General features: G+C 72.1%; 14 protein-coding genes. 6 read left to right on the top strand and 8 right to left on the bottom strand.

Annotated features, from left to right (window positions below; all coding sequences use genetic code 11):
• The first annotated feature begins 109 nt into the window (after positions 1-109).
• Together MHO01S_RS13780 and MHO01S_RS13775 are read left to right on the top strand one after the other, a co-directional pair.
• Positions 110-715, top strand: a complete 606-nt coding sequence (locus MHO01S_RS13780; protein WP_061782471.1) for a TetR/AcrR family transcriptional regulator — start codon at positions 110-112, stop codon at positions 713-715.
• 2 nt (positions 716-717) lie between these two features.
• Positions 718-2,385 (top strand): MDR family MFS transporter, encoded by a 1,668-nt coding sequence (locus MHO01S_RS13775; RefSeq protein WP_061782470.1) that lies wholly within the window; start codon positions 718-720, stop codon positions 2,383-2,385.
• On the opposite strand, the gene MHO01S_RS13770 is transcribed toward MHO01S_RS13775, so the two are convergent.
• On the bottom strand, positions 2,352-3,011 hold the full coding sequence (locus MHO01S_RS13770) for a response regulator (RefSeq protein WP_060959952.1): 660 nt from the start codon (positions 3,009-3,011) through the stop codon (positions 2,352-2,354). The genes MHO01S_RS13775 and MHO01S_RS13770 overlap by 34 nt on opposite strands.
• Positions 3,008-4,192, bottom strand: a complete 1,185-nt coding sequence (locus MHO01S_RS13765; protein WP_082808089.1) for a sensor histidine kinase — start codon at positions 4,190-4,192, stop codon at positions 3,008-3,010. The genes MHO01S_RS13770 and MHO01S_RS13765 overlap by 4 nt, the downstream gene beginning before the upstream one ends.
• A gap of 131 nt (positions 4,193-4,323) precedes the next feature.
• On the opposite strand from MHO01S_RS13765, the gene MHO01S_RS13760 reads away from it, so the two are divergent.
• Positions 4,324-5,043, top strand: a complete 720-nt coding sequence (locus MHO01S_RS13760; RefSeq protein ID WP_061782468.1) for an ABC transporter ATP-binding protein — start codon at positions 4,324-4,326, stop codon at positions 5,041-5,043.
• Positions 5,040-6,335 (top strand): ABC transporter permease, encoded by a 1,296-nt coding sequence (locus MHO01S_RS13755; protein WP_060959956.1) that lies wholly within the window; start codon positions 5,040-5,042, stop codon positions 6,333-6,335. The genes MHO01S_RS13760 and MHO01S_RS13755 overlap by 4 nt, the downstream gene beginning before the upstream one ends.
• 12 nt (positions 6,336-6,347) lie before the next feature.
• Here the strand turns inward: MHO01S_RS13755 and MHO01S_RS13750 are convergent, their stop codons facing one another.
• The 3 genes from MHO01S_RS13750 to MHO01S_RS13740 are packed head-to-tail and all read right to left on the bottom strand — an operon-like array spanning position 6,348 to position 9,810.
• A complete protein-coding gene (locus tag MHO01S_RS13750) occupies positions 6,348-7,193 on the bottom strand; it encodes a transglutaminase family protein (protein WP_060959957.1) in 846 nt (281 codons plus the stop codon).
• Complete coding sequence (locus MHO01S_RS13745; protein WP_060959958.1) at positions 7,190-8,122, bottom strand: alpha-E domain-containing protein; 933 nt, start codon at positions 8,120-8,122, stop codon at positions 7,190-7,192. The genes MHO01S_RS13750 and MHO01S_RS13745 overlap by 4 nt, the downstream gene beginning before the upstream one ends.
• Positions 8,116-9,810: a circularly permuted type 2 ATP-grasp protein gene (locus MHO01S_RS13740; protein ID WP_060959959.1), complete on the bottom strand. Its 1,695-nt coding sequence runs from the start codon at positions 9,808-9,810 to the stop codon at positions 8,116-8,118. The genes MHO01S_RS13745 and MHO01S_RS13740 overlap by 7 nt, the downstream gene beginning before the upstream one ends.
• A gap of 95 nt (positions 9,811-9,905) precedes the next feature.
• On the opposite strand from MHO01S_RS13740, the gene MHO01S_RS13735 reads away from it, so the two are divergent.
• Entirely contained in the window at positions 9,906-11,444 is a 1,539-nt protein-coding gene (locus tag MHO01S_RS13735; protein ID WP_061782467.1) for a molybdopterin-dependent oxidoreductase, read from the top strand.
• A 9-nt stretch (positions 11,445-11,453) separates the two neighbouring features.
• Here MHO01S_RS13735 and rocD read toward each other — a convergent pair whose 3' ends face one another.
• Together rocD and ddaH are read right to left on the bottom strand one after the other, a co-directional pair.
• Positions 11,454-12,677 carry an ornithine--oxo-acid transaminase gene (gene rocD, locus MHO01S_RS13730; protein ID WP_061782466.1) on the bottom strand — a complete coding sequence of 408 codons (1,224 nt, stop codon included), beginning with the start codon at positions 12,675-12,677 and terminating at the stop codon, positions 11,454-11,456.
• Positions 12,674-13,516: a dimethylargininase gene (gene ddaH, locus MHO01S_RS13725; RefSeq protein WP_060959341.1), complete on the bottom strand. Its 843-nt coding sequence runs from the start codon at positions 13,514-13,516 to the stop codon at positions 12,674-12,676. Before ddaH ends, rocD begins: the two co-directional genes overlap by 4 nt.
• 94 nt (positions 13,517-13,610) lie before the next feature.
• On the opposite strand from ddaH, the gene MHO01S_RS13720 reads away from it, so the two are divergent.
• Positions 13,611-14,366 carry a hypothetical protein gene (locus MHO01S_RS13720; protein WP_060959340.1) on the top strand — a complete coding sequence of 252 codons (756 nt, stop codon included), beginning with the start codon at positions 13,611-13,613 and terminating at the stop codon, positions 14,364-14,366.
• A gap of 180 nt (positions 14,367-14,546) precedes the next feature.
• On the opposite strand, the gene MHO01S_RS13715 is transcribed toward MHO01S_RS13720, so the two are convergent.
• A complete protein-coding gene (locus MHO01S_RS13715; protein ID WP_061782465.1) occupies positions 14,547-15,020 on the bottom strand; it encodes a GNAT family N-acetyltransferase in 474 nt (157 codons plus the stop codon).
• Positions 15,021-15,048 lie beyond the last annotated feature (28 nt).

The raw sequence follows: 15,048 nt of genomic DNA, 5'->3' as shown, positions 1-15,048 counted from the left end.
CGACTCCGAGCGGCGATGGTTGATGCAACAACAAAGTGCGTTCCGCATTCCCCGCGCCGTGAATCCGTGAAATTTGCACTGTCGCCCCAAGAGTGCAAACATGCACTCTGTGACTGAGAGTGCAAACGGATCCCGCGGGAGACGCATCGCCGAGACAGCGGCCGCGCTGCGCACCGCCGCACGACGGCTGACCGCCGCGCACGGACTCAACGGGTTCACGATCGACCAGCTGTGCGCCGACGTCGGGGTCTCACGCCGGACGTTCTTCAACTACTTCGCATCGAAGGAGAACGCCGTGCTCGGGCTCACGCTGCGCGCGCATCTCGAGGAGCTCGACGAGCGGTTCGTGCACGGCGACGGCGACCTGCTCGACGATTACCTGCACCTGCACGCCGCCCGCTGGGCGCTGATGGGCCACACCCGGACGGAGGCCGAGGAGGTCGGACGCCTGCTCGCGGACGAGCCGCGCCTGCACGCCCAGCTGATGTCGATCATGGCGGATGCCGAGGTCAACGACATCGCGCTGGTGCGCAGCCGCCCCGACGCGCCGACCGACCCGCTCGTCGTCGACATGCTCGTGCGGATGATCAATCCGCTCCTGCGGTCCGCGATCGCGGCGTTCTTCGACGAGGAGCACCCCGACTTCCTCACCCTCCTGCGCCGCCGCGCCGACGCGGGCCGCGCCGCCCTCTCCCCGACCTCGCCGAAGGAATGACCATGTCCGCCGCCGCCTCGCCGTCCGCCTCCCCCCTGCTGCTCACCCCGCGGCGCGTCTGGATCATCTTCGGCGCGCTCATCGCCGGGATGCTCCTGTCGAGTCTGGACCAGACGATCGTCTCGACGGCCATGCCCACGATCGTCGGCCAGCTGGGCGGAGTCGAGCACCAGGTGTGGATCACCACCGCCTACCTGCTCGCGACCACGATCGTCATGCCCGTCTACGGCAAGTTCGGCGACGTGCTCGGCCGGCGCCGCTTGTTCCTCATCGCGATCGCGCTGTTCACCCTGGCCTCGGTCGGCTGCGCGCTGGCGAGCGACTTCTGGATGTTCGTGTTCTTCCGCGCCGTGCAGGGGCTGGGCGGCGGCGGCCTGATGATCCTGTCGCAGGCGATCATCGCCGACATCGTCCCCGCCTCGGAGCGCGGCAAGTACCTCGGCCCGCTCGGCGCCGTCTTCGGCCTCTCCGCGATCGCCGGCCCCCTGCTGGGCGGGTTCTTCGTGGACCACCTGACCTGGCAGTGGGCGTTCTACATCAACATCCCCGTCGGCATCGCGGCGTTCGTCATCGCCCTGTTCGCGCTGACGCTGCCCGACAAGCGCGCGACCCGCCGGATCGACCTCCTCGGCATCGTGCTGCTGTCGATCGCGACGACCTGCCTCATCTTCTTCACCGACTTCGGCGGCGACACCGACTTCGGCTGGACCTCGCCCGCCACCTGGGCGTGGGGCCTGGGGCTGCTCGTCGCGGCGGGCGGCTTCGTCCTCGTCGAGTCCCGCGCCGAGGACCCCATCATCCCGCTCCACCTGTTCCGCAACCCGGTGTTCCTCAACGCGACGGCGATCGGACTGACGCTCGGCATCGGGATGTTCGCGGCGATCGGGTTCGTGCCCACGTTCCTGCAGATGTCCTCCGGCACCTCGGCGGCCGAGTCGGGGCTGCTGATGGTGCCCATGATGGCGGGACTGATGGGCACCTCCATCGCCTCCGGCATCCTCATCAGCCGTTCGGGGCGCTACCGGATCTTCCCGATCGTGGGCACGCTGGTGACGGGCGCGTCGATGATCGCGATGACGACGCTCACCGCGGCGACGCCGATCTGGCTCATCTGCGTCTTCCTGTTCTTCTTCGGCGCGGGCCTGGGCCTGATCATCCAGGTCGTGGTCCTGGTCGTGCAGAACGCGGTGCCCGCCGCCGAGGTCGGCACCGCCACCAGCACCAACAACTACTTCCGCGAGGTGGGCGCCGCCCTCGGCACCGCGGTGTTCGGCACCCTCTTCACGACGCGGCTCACCGACAACCTCCGGGACGTCTTCTCCTCCGCGGGGGCCAGCGCGTCGGAGTCGGCGGCGGCCACCGCGAACCTCGACCCGCAGACGCTCGCGACCCTTCCCCCGGAGGTGCGCGACGGGATCGTGAACGCCTACGCGGACGCGCTCGCGCCGGTGTTCTGGTACCTCGTCCCCTTCATCGCGCTCGCCTTCGTGCTGGCGCTCACGCTGAAGCAGATCCCCCTCTCCGACGTCGCCGGTCTCGTCGCGCGCGGCGAGGCGATCGGCGGCGCCGAGGCCGAGGAGCGCGAGCGGGAGCAGCGCGCCGCCGCCGGCACCGGCGCCCCGGCGACCGGTGACGATCAGGACCCGGGCGCGACCAGCCCGCTCTCGTAGGCGGCGATGACCAGCTGGGCGCGGTCGTGCGCGCCCAGCTTGGTCATCACGCGCTTGAGGTGGGTCTTGGCGGTGTGCGGCGAGATGAACAGCTCGGCCGCGATCGCGTCGTTGGAGCGGCCGCGGGCCACGAGCACGAGGATCTCCCGCTCGCGGTCGGTCAGCGGCGCGAGCGAGCGGGGCGCCGCGACCGGGGCCGTCGAGCGCACGAACCTGCCGATGAGCGCGCGGGTGGCCGCCGGCGAGAGCAGCTCATCGCCGGCGTGGACCGCGCGGACGGCGCGACCGATCTCCTCCGGCTCGGCGCCTTTGCCCACGAAGCCGCTCGCTCCCGCGCGCAGCGCCGCGACGACGTACTCGTCCTCCTCGAACGTGGTGAGGATGAGCACGCGCGTGTCGGCGAGGGCGGGGTCGCGGCAGATCAGGGTGGTCGCCTCGATGCCGTCCATGCGCGGCATCCGGATGTCCATGACGACCACGTCCGGCCGTCGCCGGCGCACCTCCTCGACGGCGCTCTCGCCGTCCGTCGCCTCCGCGACCACCGTGATGTCCGGCTCGCCGTCGAGGAGGTCGCGCACGGCGGTGCGGATGAGCGCCTGATCGTCGACCACGACCACGGCGATCACGAGGCGACCACCGCATCGATCGGCAGCCGCGCCGCGAGCCGGAAGCCGCCCGGCGCGCGCCCCGACTCGAGCCGGCCCCGCACGGACCCGACGCGCTCCTTCAGCCCCAGCAGGCCGAACCCGGATGCCGGGCCCGACTCGACCGGCAGGCTGCGGTCGACGGGGTTCGTGACCACGACCTCGAGCGCGTCGTCCTCGAGCCGCAGGAGGACGTGCGCCCGCGCGCCGGCCCCGTGCTTGAGCGCATTGGTGAGCCCCTCCTGGATCACCCGGTACGCGACGATGTCGACCGCCAGCGGAAGCGGGGTGTCGGCGAGGTCGCCGCGTTCGTCGCGCAGCACCACGTCGAGACCGGCGACCCGCACCGACTCCACGAGCTCCGGCAGCCGGGCCAGCCCCGGCTGCTCCCGCAGCGCGGTCGTCTCATCCGCGCGCAGCACGCTGAGCATGCCGCCGATCTGGCTGAGCACGTCGCGGGACGCCGTGCGGATCGTCGAGAGCGCCTCCCGCGCCCGCTCCGGGCGGGAGTCGAGCGCCGCCGAGGCCACCCCCGCATTGAGGCTGATCACGGAGATCTGGTGGGCGACCGCGTCGTGCAGATCGCGCGCGATGCGCAGCCGCTCCTCCGTGACGCGCCGACGGGCCTCGGCGTCGCGGGTCTGCTCCGCGCGGCGGGCGCGGTCGACGACGGCCGTGAGGTACGCGCGGCGCGAGCGGACCCCGTCGCCGACCGCGGCCGCGAGCGCCAGGGCGAGCCCGATCTGCAGGAACCGCGTGTCGGCTCTCGTCGCGACGGTGACCCCGATGCCCACGCCCACCACGACGGCGACCACGATCGCGGCCGCTGCGACGGCGGTGCGACGGGAGGTGTCGCGGGCGACGATGAACATCGCCACCAGCGCCGCGAGCGCCGCCCCGGGAGAGTTCGTGCCGCACACCAGCGCGGCGACGTAGGCGGCCGCGCAGAGCGCGAGCGTCACCACCGGCCAGCGCCGCCGCAGCAGCAGCGCCGGGGCGGGCAGGAGGACGAGGACGAGGACGAGCGGAGTCGACGGCCGCAGCTCCGCCATCGGCAGGGGGAGCAGGGCGGGGAGGACGATGAGCACGACCAGGACGACGTCCGCCGCCCACGCCGGGCCCACGGGGTGGGGCGGCGGGAAGGTGTCGTCCGGTGAGCTCACGACTCCAGTCTGACGCCCCGGGCACCGCAACGGATCGCCCCGGCGAGGGATCCCGGCATCCCCCGCCTGGGGTACGCATCTGCCGCAGCGACGGGATGCCGCCGCGCCCGCCGACGGGAAGGCTGGTCGTCATGACATCCGATGCGGCGCCGTCCGCGCCCCCGCCCCTGCTCTCCGTCCACGACCTGCACAAGTCCTACGGCCGCGGCTCCGCGCGTTTCGACGCTCTCCGCGGCGTCAGCCTCGACATCCGGCGGGGAGAGAGCATCGCGATCGTCGGCAAGAGCGGTTCGGGCAAGTCCACGCTCATGCACCTGCTCGCGCTCATGGACGCCCCCACCAGCGGGCGGGTGCTGCTCGACGGCGTGGATGCCGACACCCTCCGCGGCCGCCGCCTGAACCGCACCCGCAACAAGACGTTCGGGTTCGTCTTCCAGCAGTTCTTCCTGACCTCCAGCGCCTCGGTGTTCGACAACGTCGTGCTGCCGCTGAAGATCGCGGGGGTGAGCCGCGCGGAGCGCCGCCGCCGCGGCATGGCCGCCCTCGCCGAGCTCGACATGGCCGACAAGGCGCGCAACAAGGCGACCGCGCTGTCGGGCGGGCAGAAGCAGCGCGCCGTCATCGCGCGTGCGCTCGTGAACGATCCCGACGTGATCTTCGCCGACGAGCCCACCGGCAACCTCGACTCGGCGACGGGAGCGGTGGTCGAGGACATCCTCTTCCGCCTCAACCGCGAGCACGGCATCACGCTGATCGTCGTCACCCACGACGAGGAGCTCGCGGCGCGCTGCGACCGCCGCGTCCAGATCCGCGACGGCGTGCTCGTCCCCGACGAGAGGAGCGCCGCATGAAGACCGCCGATCTGCTGACCACCGCCGTCGGCAACACGTTCCGCTCGAAGACTCGCACGATCCTCACCATCCTCGCGATCTTCGTCGGCGCCTTCACCCTCACCATCACGAACGGGCTGGGCACGGGCATCAACCGGTTCATCGACAGCACGGTCGCCTCCTTCGGCGCCTCCGACGTGCTGACGGTGACCAAGACCGTCGCGGCGACCGGCGGCGGCCCGCAGGAGTACGACCCCGACGCCGTCGCGTCGAGCCAGCCCGGAGCCCCCGGCGGCGGCACGGCGTCGGTGACGGCGCTCACGCCCGACGACATCGCCGCGATCACCGCCACCGACGGCATCCTGAAGGTGGAGCCGGTGCGCACCGTGACGGCGGACTACATCCAGTACGCGGACGGTCCCCGCTACGTCGCGAGCGTCGGGACGCTCGTCGCCGGTCAGACCCTGCAGCTGGCCGCCGGAGCCGCACCCGACGACGCCGACGGCACGCCGCAGGTCGCCATCCCGCTCGCCCTCGTGGAGCCGCTCGGCTTCGCCGACGCGGAGGATGCCGTGGGCAAGACGGCCACGATCGCCGTCACCGACCCCCTGCGCGCGCAGCACACCGTCACCGCCCGGATCACCGGGGTCACCGAGGCGGCCTTCGCCGCCGGCACCTCCGTCACGCCGAACACCGCCCTCACCGATGCGATGTTCGCGCTGCAGAACGACGGCGTGCCCCAGGACCAGCTGGACCGCTTCGCGAGCGCCGACGCCTGGGTGTCCGCCGACGCGACGCCGGCGCAGCTCGACGACGTCAAGGCCGCGCTGTCGGCGCAGGGGTACACCGCCACGACCGTCGCCGATCAGCTCGGCACCTTCACCGCCGTCATCAACGGCATCGTGCTCGTGCTGAACGCGTTCGCGGTCATCGCGCTGCTGGCGGCGAGCTTCGGCATCGTCAACACCCTGCTGATGTCGGTGCAGGAGCGCACCCGGGAGATCGGGCTCATGAAGGCGATGGGCATGGGCAGCGGCCGCGTCTTCACGCTGTTCAGCCTCGAGGCGGTGGTCATCGGCTTCCTCGGCAGCGCGATCGGCGCGCTGGTCGCGATCGTCGTCGGCACGGCGGTGAGCGCCCAGCTCGCGACGAGCCTGTTCTCCGACCTGCCGGGCCTCGAGCTGATCGCCTTCGACCCGGTCTCCATCCTGGTCACGACGCTGATCGTGATGGGCATCGCGTTCCTGGCCGGCACGCTGCCGGCCGCGCGGGCCGCGCGGGCCGACCCGGTCGAGTCGCTGCGCTACGAGTGACGGCGCGGGGCGCTACGCCTCCCGGGTGACGGTGACCTTGACGTGAAGGTTGCTCTTGAACGGGCCGGCGTAGACGCCCCGCAGCGGCGGGACGTCGTTGTAGTCGCGGCCGCGGCCGACGAGCACGTGGCGGTCGCCGATCTCCACGTTGTTGGTCGGGTCGAAGCCCTGCCAGCCGCCGGAGAACCATTCGACCCACGCGTGCGACTCGCCCGTCGTGGGCGCTCCGACCTCGGCGTCCGGGTCGGGGTGCAGGTAGCCGGAGACGTACCGGGCGGGGATGCCGACCGCGCGCAGGGCGCCCAGCGTGATGTGGGTGATGTCCTGGCAGACGCCCTTGCGCTCGGCCCAGGCCTCGGCCCCCGTCGAGTGCACGCCGGTGATGCCGTGCATGTACTCCATCGCGTCGCCGATCGCCGTGGCGATCTCCACCGCCGCGCGGGCCGGCTCGGCGTGCCGGCCCGCGATCGAGCGGGCCAGCTCCACCACGTCGGGGTGCGGCGCGGTGCGCACGGACTGGCCGAGCATCTCGACCGTGCCGATGGAGCGGGCGCTCTCGGCGGCCAGGCGCTCCCAACTCAGTTCGGGGAACTCCAGCGGACGCGGCCGGACCTCCACGAGCGAGCGCGCCGTGATCTCGAGGTCGCGGTGGCCCGCGAGCACGTCGAACGCGGCGACGCGCGTCCCGAAGTAGTCGAGGTAGTAGTTGACGCTCGTCGACGGGTCGATGTCGAGCTGGGAGCTCAGCACGAACTGGCTGTCCGTGGAGATCGGCAGCATCCGCGCCTCGTTGTAGGAGGCGCCCACCTCCCCCTGGTACGCGAAGCCGGTGGTGTGCTCGATCCGCAGGCGCATCATGAGGTCTCTCCGATCCAGCTCGGCTCGGCGTGTGTCGGGAAGAACCGCCCGCGGATGGCCTCCGACGCCTCTCGGGTGACCTTCTGGACCCGCTCCATGTGGTCGGGCAGCTCGCTGAGGATCTCGCCGATGGGACGGTACTCCAGGTCGTTGCGGATGCGGCCGAGCGCGCGCAGCACCGTGTTCGAGTGGCCGACGCGGTCGGCGACGGGGTCGATGGCGCGCATGCACGCCTCGGCCTGCGCGATCGAGTAGATGATCGAGCGCGGGAACAGACGGTCCAGGAGCAGGAACTCCGCCGCGTTCGACGCGCTCGGCATCCCGCGATACGTGCGCAGGTACGCCTCGTACGCGCCGCACGAGCGCAGGATCGTCGTCCAGGACGGCCCCGAGGCCTCGGTCAGCGCACGCGTGGCGAGCAGCCGCGCCGTCATGTCGGTGCGCTCGATCGAGCGGCCGAGCGTGAGGAACTGCCAGGCCTCGTCGCGGCTCGTGGACGAGTCGGTGATCCCGACGGCGAGCGCGGAGCGCTCGCGCACCCACTGGAAGAACTCGTGCACCTTCTCGTTGTGCAGCCGCCGCGGCATCCGCGAGTTGGTGGTGTTGAGCGTCTCCCACAGCTCCGTCGACACGATCTCGCGGGCGCGGCGCGCGTTCTCGCGCGCCGCCTGCACGGCGTAGGCGATGCTCGACGGGTTGGCACGGTCGACGGCGAGGCTCGTGAGCACGTCGGAGCGGGTGACCTCGGTTCCCGCCGGCGGCGGCACGGAGCCCATGACGCCCATGAGCGAACGGCAGGCCGTGTCCTCGTCGATCCAGGGATCCTCCAGCAGCAGCTGCAGGTGCACGTCGAGGATGCGGGCGGTCCCGTCGCTGCGCTCGATGTACCGTCCGATCCAGAACAGGCTCTCCGCGATGCGACTCAGCATCCGTGCTCACCCCCGACGGGACGGGAGGCCTGCTGTTGCTGCTGCTCCTGCTGCTCGCGCGTGGTGCGGGGGCGATCCTGCGGCGAATGGGACTGCTGCCCCTGCGCGTCGTAGATGATCGGGATCGCCTCGGTCACCGACGCCTGGTCCGCGACCAGCCCGGCGAGGCCCCCGGAGGTCTGCACGGCGTAGTCGCCGCGGCGGGGCGCCTCCCCGCCGACCACCCACGTGTCCTTCGAGCCGCCGCCCTGCGACGAGTTGACCACGAGCTGGCCCTCCGGCAGCGCGACCCGGGTGAGCCCGCCGGGGAGCACCCAGACCTCGTCGCCGTTGTTGACGGCGAACGGGCGGAGGTCGGCGTGACGGGGCCGCATGCCGTCCTCGACGAGCGTGGGGATGGTGGAGAGCATCACGACGGGCTGCGCGATCCAGCCGCGCGGATCGCGGATCAGCTTCTTGCGGAGCTTCTCCAGCTCGGCCGGCGACGCGTCGGGCCCGACGACCAGTCCCTTGCCGCCGGAGCCGTCGACGGGCTTCACGACGAGCTCGTCGAGCCGGTCGAGCACCTCCTCCAGCGCCTCGGGCTCCTCCAGCCGCCACGTGTCGACGTTCTTGAGGATCGGCTCCTCGGCCAGGTAGTAGCGGATGAGGTCGGGCACGTACGTGTACAGCAGCTTGTCGTCGGCGACGCCGTTGCCGACCGCGTTGGCGATCGTGACGTTGCCCAGGCGCGCGGCCAGCATGAGGCCGGGAGCTCCCAGCATCGAGTCGGCGCGGAACTGCAGCGGGTCGAGGAAGTCGTCGTCGACGCGGCGGTAGATCACGTCGACGCGGCGCGGTCCCCGCGTCGTGCGCATGAACACCTTGCCGCCGACGCACTGCAGGTCGCGACCCTCGACGAGCTCGACGCCCATGAGGCGCGCGAGCAGCGTGTGCTCGAAGTAGGCGGAGTTGTAGACGCCGGGGGTGAGCACGACGACATTGGGGTCCTCGATGCCGGGCGGGGCCGACGCGCGCAGGGCCTGCAGCAGCTTGTTCGGGTAGTCGCCGACCGGGCGCACCCGCATGGAGACGAACAGCTCGGGCAGCGTCTGGGCCATGACCCGCCGGTTGGAGATGACGTAGCTGACGCCCGAGGGCACCCGCACGTTGTCCTCGAGCACGCGCATCTCGCCGTGCTCGTCGCGGATGAGGTCGATGCCGGCGACCTGGATGCGCACGCCGTTCGCGGAGTGGATGCCGGCGGCCTGGCGGTAGTAGTACTGGCTCGACGCGATCAGCGCCGCCGGCAGCACCCCGTCGCGCACGCAGTGCTGGTGACCGTACGCGTCGTCGAGGAACGCCTCGAGGGCGCGCACCCGCTGCTGGACGCCCTTCTCGATGTGCGACCACTCGTCGTACTCGATCACGCGCGGCACGGCATCCAGCGGGAAGGGCCGTTCCTCGCCCGCGAAGTCGAAGGTGACGCCCTGCGCCAGGTACGAGCTGGCGAGCGACTCGGTGCGCCCGCGCAGCTCTTCCTGCGTGAGTCTCGCGAGCGCCTGATGCAGCTCGCGGTACGCCGCGCGTGAGGTCGTCGGGGCGCCGGAGGACGCCGGCGCGGTGAACATCTCGTCGAAGGCGGGCACGCCCGAGACGGTCTTGCGTGGAGCCAGCGTCGAGCCGTATCCGTCGAACAGGTCACCCATGCCATGAGCCTAGTCCGGGCCGTGTTTCCTGAGTGTGACGATGGATGCCGCGGCATCCGCACCCTCATCGCGCCCCCGCGACTTAGGATCAGCGCATGCGCACGCGATCACGAGGTCGAGCCGCGCTCGCCGGCGCCGCCGCGGCGGCCTTCGGAGCGGGCCTCGCCGAGCTCACCGGCGCGATCGTCGGCGCCAGCCCGATCGCCGCCGTCGGCGGAGCGCTCATCGACCTCGCGCCGCCGTGGGGCAAAGACCTCGCGATCGCCCTGTTCGGCACCGGCGACAAGGCGGCCCTGGTCACCGCGGTCGCGATCGTGCTCCTGCTGCTCGGCGCCGCCGCGGGCCTGCTCGCCGTGCGCTCCCGCGGAGCCGCGCAGACGCTCGTGGTCGTGCTCGGTCTCCTCGGCGCCGGAGCGGCCGTCACCCGGGCGGATGCCGCGGCCCTCGCCGTCGTGCCGCCGGCGGTCGGCGCCGGGGCGACCCTCCTCGCTCTGAGCGCTCTCGTGACGCGCGCGATCGCCGCGGCCCCGCCCGCGACCGCATCGGACACGGATGCCGTGGGCCCGGGCGCCTCGCGCCGCACCTTCCTCCTGTGGACGGCCGGCGCGGCAGCGACCGGCGCGCTGGCCGCGGTCGGCGGATGGGCGCTGCAGACCGGTGCGCGCGCCGCCACCGCCGTCCGCGCCGCGATCACCCTGCCGCGGGCCGCCGCCGCGGCGACCGTGCCGGCGGGGGCCGACCTCGGCATCCCGGGATTGGCACCCGTCATCACCCCGAACGCCGGCTTCTACCGCATCGACACGGCGCTCGCGCTGCCGCAGATCGATCCGGCGACGTGGCGGCTGCGCATCCACGGCAAGGTCGACGAGGAGATCGAGCTGAGCTGGGACGAGCTGCTCGCACTCCCCCTCGAGGAGAGCGTCACGACGCTCACGTGCGTGTCGAACGAGGTCGGCGGCGACCTGATCGGCACCGCGCTGTGGCTCGGATACCCGATCCGTCACCTCCTCGCCCGCGCTGGCGTGCAGGCGGATGCCGACATGGTGCTCTCGACGTCGGCGGACGGGTTCACCGCGGGCACCCCGCTGGAGGCGCTGACCGACGAGCGCAACGCGATCCTCGCGGTCGGGATGAACGGCGAGCCGCTGCCGATCGCGCACGGCTTCCCCGTGCGGATGGTCGTGCCGGGCCTGTACGGCTACGTCTCCGCGACGAAGTGGGTCACCGACCTGGAGGTCACGCGGTTCTCCGACGCCCAGGGGTACTGGACGCCGCGCGGCTGGTCGGAGCGGGGACCGATCAAGCTCGCGAGCCGCATCGACGTGCCGCGCCGCGGCGGCACCGTCGCGGCGGGAGAGAGCGTGATCGCAGGCGTGGCCTGGCAGCAGCACGTCGGGGTGCGCGGCGTGCAGGTGCGCATCGACGACGGCGACTGGCAGGAGGCGACCCTCGCGACCGCGATCTCCGCGGACACCTGGGTGCAGTGGTCGCTGCCGTGGCAGGCGAGCCCCGGACAGCACACCATCACGGCGCGCGCGATCGGCCCCGACGGCGAACCGCAGACGCAGACGGCCGCCCCGCCAGCCCCCGACGGCGCGACCGGCTGGCCCCGCGTCGAGATCACCGTCGCCTGACGGCGGACCTCAGCCGGCGAGCACCAGCCGCAGCTGCTCGACTGCCCAGTCGAGCTCGGTGCCGCGCACGACGAGCGGGGGCGCGATGCGGATGGTCTGGCCGTGGGTGTCCTTCACGAGCACGCCGCGACCGCGCAGCTTCTCCGCCACCTCGCGTCCGGTCCCGTGCGCCGGGTCGATGTCGACGCCGGCCCAGAGCCCCGCGACGCGCGTGGCCGTGACGCCGTTGCCGATCAGCGGCTGCAACGCCTCCTCGAGGTGCGCGCCGAGGGCGAGCGCCCGGGTCTGGAACTCGCCGGACGCGAGCATCTCGACCACCTGCAGGCCGACGGCGGCGGCCAGGGGGTTGCCGCCGAAGGTCGAGCCGTGCTCGCCGGGACGGATGACCCCGAGGACGTCGCGGTCGGCGACGACGGCCGACACCGGGACGATGCCGCCGCCCAGCGCCTTGCCGAGCAGGTACACGTCGGGCACCACGTCTTCGCGGTCGCACGCGAACGTCGTGCCGACGCGGGCGAGGCCCGACTGGATCTCGTCGGCGATGAACAGCACGTTCTCGCGGTCGCACATCTCGCGGATCGCCCGCAGGTACCCGTCGGGAGGGATGACCACTCCCGCCTCGCCCTGGATCGGCTCCACGAGCACGGCCGCCGTCGTCTCGTCGATCGCGGCGGCGATGGCCGCGGCATCCCCGTACGGCACCCGGACGAACCCGGGGGTGAACGGCCCGAAGTCGGCGCGCGCCTGCTCGTCGTCGCTGAAGCCGACGATCGTCGTCGTGCGGCCGTGGAAGTTGCCGTCCGCCACGATGACGGTCGCGGCCCCGGCGGCGACGCCCTTCACGCGGTACGCCCACGCGCGGGCGACCTTGATCCCCGTCTCGACCGCCTCGGCGCCGGTGTTCATCGGGAGCACGAGGTCTTTGCCGCAGAGCGCGGCGAGCGCCTCCGCGAACGGTCCGAGCCGGTCGTTGTGGAACGCGCGGCTGGTGAGCGTCACCCGCCCCAGCTGTGCGCTCGCGGCGGCGACGAGGGCGGGGTGGCGGTGCCCGAAGTTGACCGCGGAGTACGCCGACAGCAGATCCAGGTAGCGTTTGCCCTCCACGTCGGTCACCCAGGCGCCTTCGCCCCGGGCGATGACGACGGGCAGCGGATGGTAGTTGTGGGCGACGTGCGCTTCCTCGGCGGCGATCAGGGTCGCGGTGACGTCGTCGGGCTCGGTGGTGGTGCTCATCGCTTTCCTCGCAGTTCGAGCGTGCAGCATTTGATGCCTCCGCCGCCGAGCAGGAGCTCCGACAGATCGATGGGGACCGGCACGTATCCCCGCTCGGCCAGGTGGGCGGCGAAACCGGTCGCGCGCGGCGAGACGAAGACGTGACGCCCGTCGGATGCCGCGTTGAGGCCGAACACCGCCCCGTCGGCGTCGTCGACGCGGATGGCGTCCGGGTAGCGGTCCTCCAGCACGCGCACCGACGGCTCGTCGAACGCGGAGGGCAGGTAGGCGATGTTCGCGGCATCCACCCCGCCGGGGCCCTCGACGGGGTCGAGCACGCAGATCGCGGTGTCGAGGTGGTAGAACCGCGGGTCGACGAGGCGCAGCGACACGACCTCGCGCCCGAAGACCTCCGCGACCTCGCGGTGGCTGTCGCCGGTGGAACGGAACCCGGTGCCGGCGAGGATCGTCTGCCCGACGAGCAGGAAGTCGCCCTCGCCCTCCTGCACCTCGACGGGCTCCACGACCTCGAGGCCGTGCGCCGCGAACCAGTCCATGAAGGGGCGCTCCTCGCCGCGGCGCTCGGCCACGCGGAAGCGCACCCCGAGGGCCCGTCCGTCGATGACGAACCCGCCATTGGCGGTGTAGACCATGTCGGGAAGCCCCGGCAGCGGGTCGATCAGCTCCACCTCGTGCCCCTGCGCCCGATACGCGTCGTAGAGCGTCTGCCACTGCGCGACGGCCTTCGCCGTGTCGGTGGGCAGGGCGGGCTCCATCCACGGGTTGATGCGGTAGCTCACCGTGAAGTGCTCGGGCCGGCACATCAGGTACCGGCGGTGCTGCGCGATCCGGTCGGGCATTCTCGCTCCTCGTTCCACGCCAGGTGTCCATTGTGCCAGACGGCCGTTCGGCGCCCCCGTTGCGGAGCGCATGCAGGTGAGTAGATTTCTTCTCATGGCCCGGCGAACGGGGGACGAGACGCGCGCGCTGCTGCTGCGCGTCGGGATGCAGATGCTGCTCGAGCGCGGCGTCTCCGCCGGCGTGCAGCACATCCGCCTGCAGGAGGTGCTGCGCCGCGCGGGGCTGACCACCGGCGCCGCCTACCGTCTCTGGGCCGATCAGAACGACTACCAGCGCGACCTCGCGGTGTCCATGGTGCGGCTGCGGCTGCGCACGAGCCCGACCGCGTACGCGCGTGAGGCGGTGGAGAAGCTCGTGGCGGAGGGCGCCGACGGCGACGATGTCATCCGTGCCGCCGCCGCGGCGCACGTGCAGAGCATCTCCATCGACGCCGACCGCCCCGACCACGCGCTCGACGCGCAGCAGTTCCTCGTGACGCTGGCGCTGCGGGCCACGGCGGAGACCTGGCCCGAGCTGAAGGAGGCGAGCCGCGAGCGTCACGACGGCTCGATCGCCGCGTTCGCGGAGTTCTACGTCTACCTCATGGAGGCGTACGGGCTGCGGATGCGCTCTCCTCTGACGGTCGAGGACTTCACGGCGGTGATGGCGGCGATGTCGGAGGGCTTCGCACTGCGGGCCGTCGAAGGCATCCCGCATCCGACGTTCGAGGTCGGTGCGGCGGAGGACATCCCCGAAGGCACGTGGACGCTGTTCGCGCTCGGCGTCCGGGCCCTCATCTCCGGGTTCATGACGCCGATCGAGGATGCCGGGCGCCCCGGCGCGCACTCCGGGAGCTCTGGGGTCGAGTGATCCCCCCGGCCCCAGAGCGACACTCCCCCCGGCGTGTCGGATGACGGCACGACCTGATGCATCCTCGAAGGACGATGTCGCCGTCCGGCGCTCCCCAGTTGCGCCATAGATATCGTCGCTCGCACGACCTTCCATCGCCAGAAAGATAAGTTGTTTCTCTTCCGGGTGGGACGGCGTGACTCAGCCGAGAACCTTCACGAGGATCTCGTCCGTCTCGGTGGCGGTGCGAGAGGCGCCCTGGGCATCCACGTACTCGTAGGTCACTGTCGAGAGCTCGCCCGTGGGGGCGTAGCCCAGCCGCCGATAGAGACGCCGCGCCTCGGGATTGTCCACGGCGACGCCCATGGCGATCCGGCGATGCCCGCGCTCGCGCGACCAGTTCTCCGCCGCGACGACGATCGCACTGCCGATGCCGCGGCCGCGGACGTCCGGCCGAACGTTCAGGTTCTTCAGCTCGATCCGCACCGTGCGGAGGCCGAGCTGTCCCGAGCCGACCGGCCGATCGCCCAGCCATGCGACCAGCAGGATGCTGTCGCCGAGGGACTGCAACCGCCACATCCCTCGGACGAATCCCTGGCCGGGCGGCTCGTCGGATTCGATGCGATCGACCTCGGACGCCGCGAGCGCGCGGACCTGCAGAGACGTCTCCGGCATGTGCGGCATCATGCCACGACCCCGGGCG

The organism is Microbacterium hominis NBRC 15708 (assembly GCF_001592125.1).
In the GTDB taxonomy this organism is placed as follows: domain Bacteria; phylum Actinomycetota; class Actinomycetes; order Actinomycetales; family Microbacteriaceae; genus Microbacterium; species Microbacterium hominis.
The sequence above is the reverse complement of the archived record's forward strand: the minus strand, read 5'-3'. Positions and strand labels throughout refer to the sequence as shown.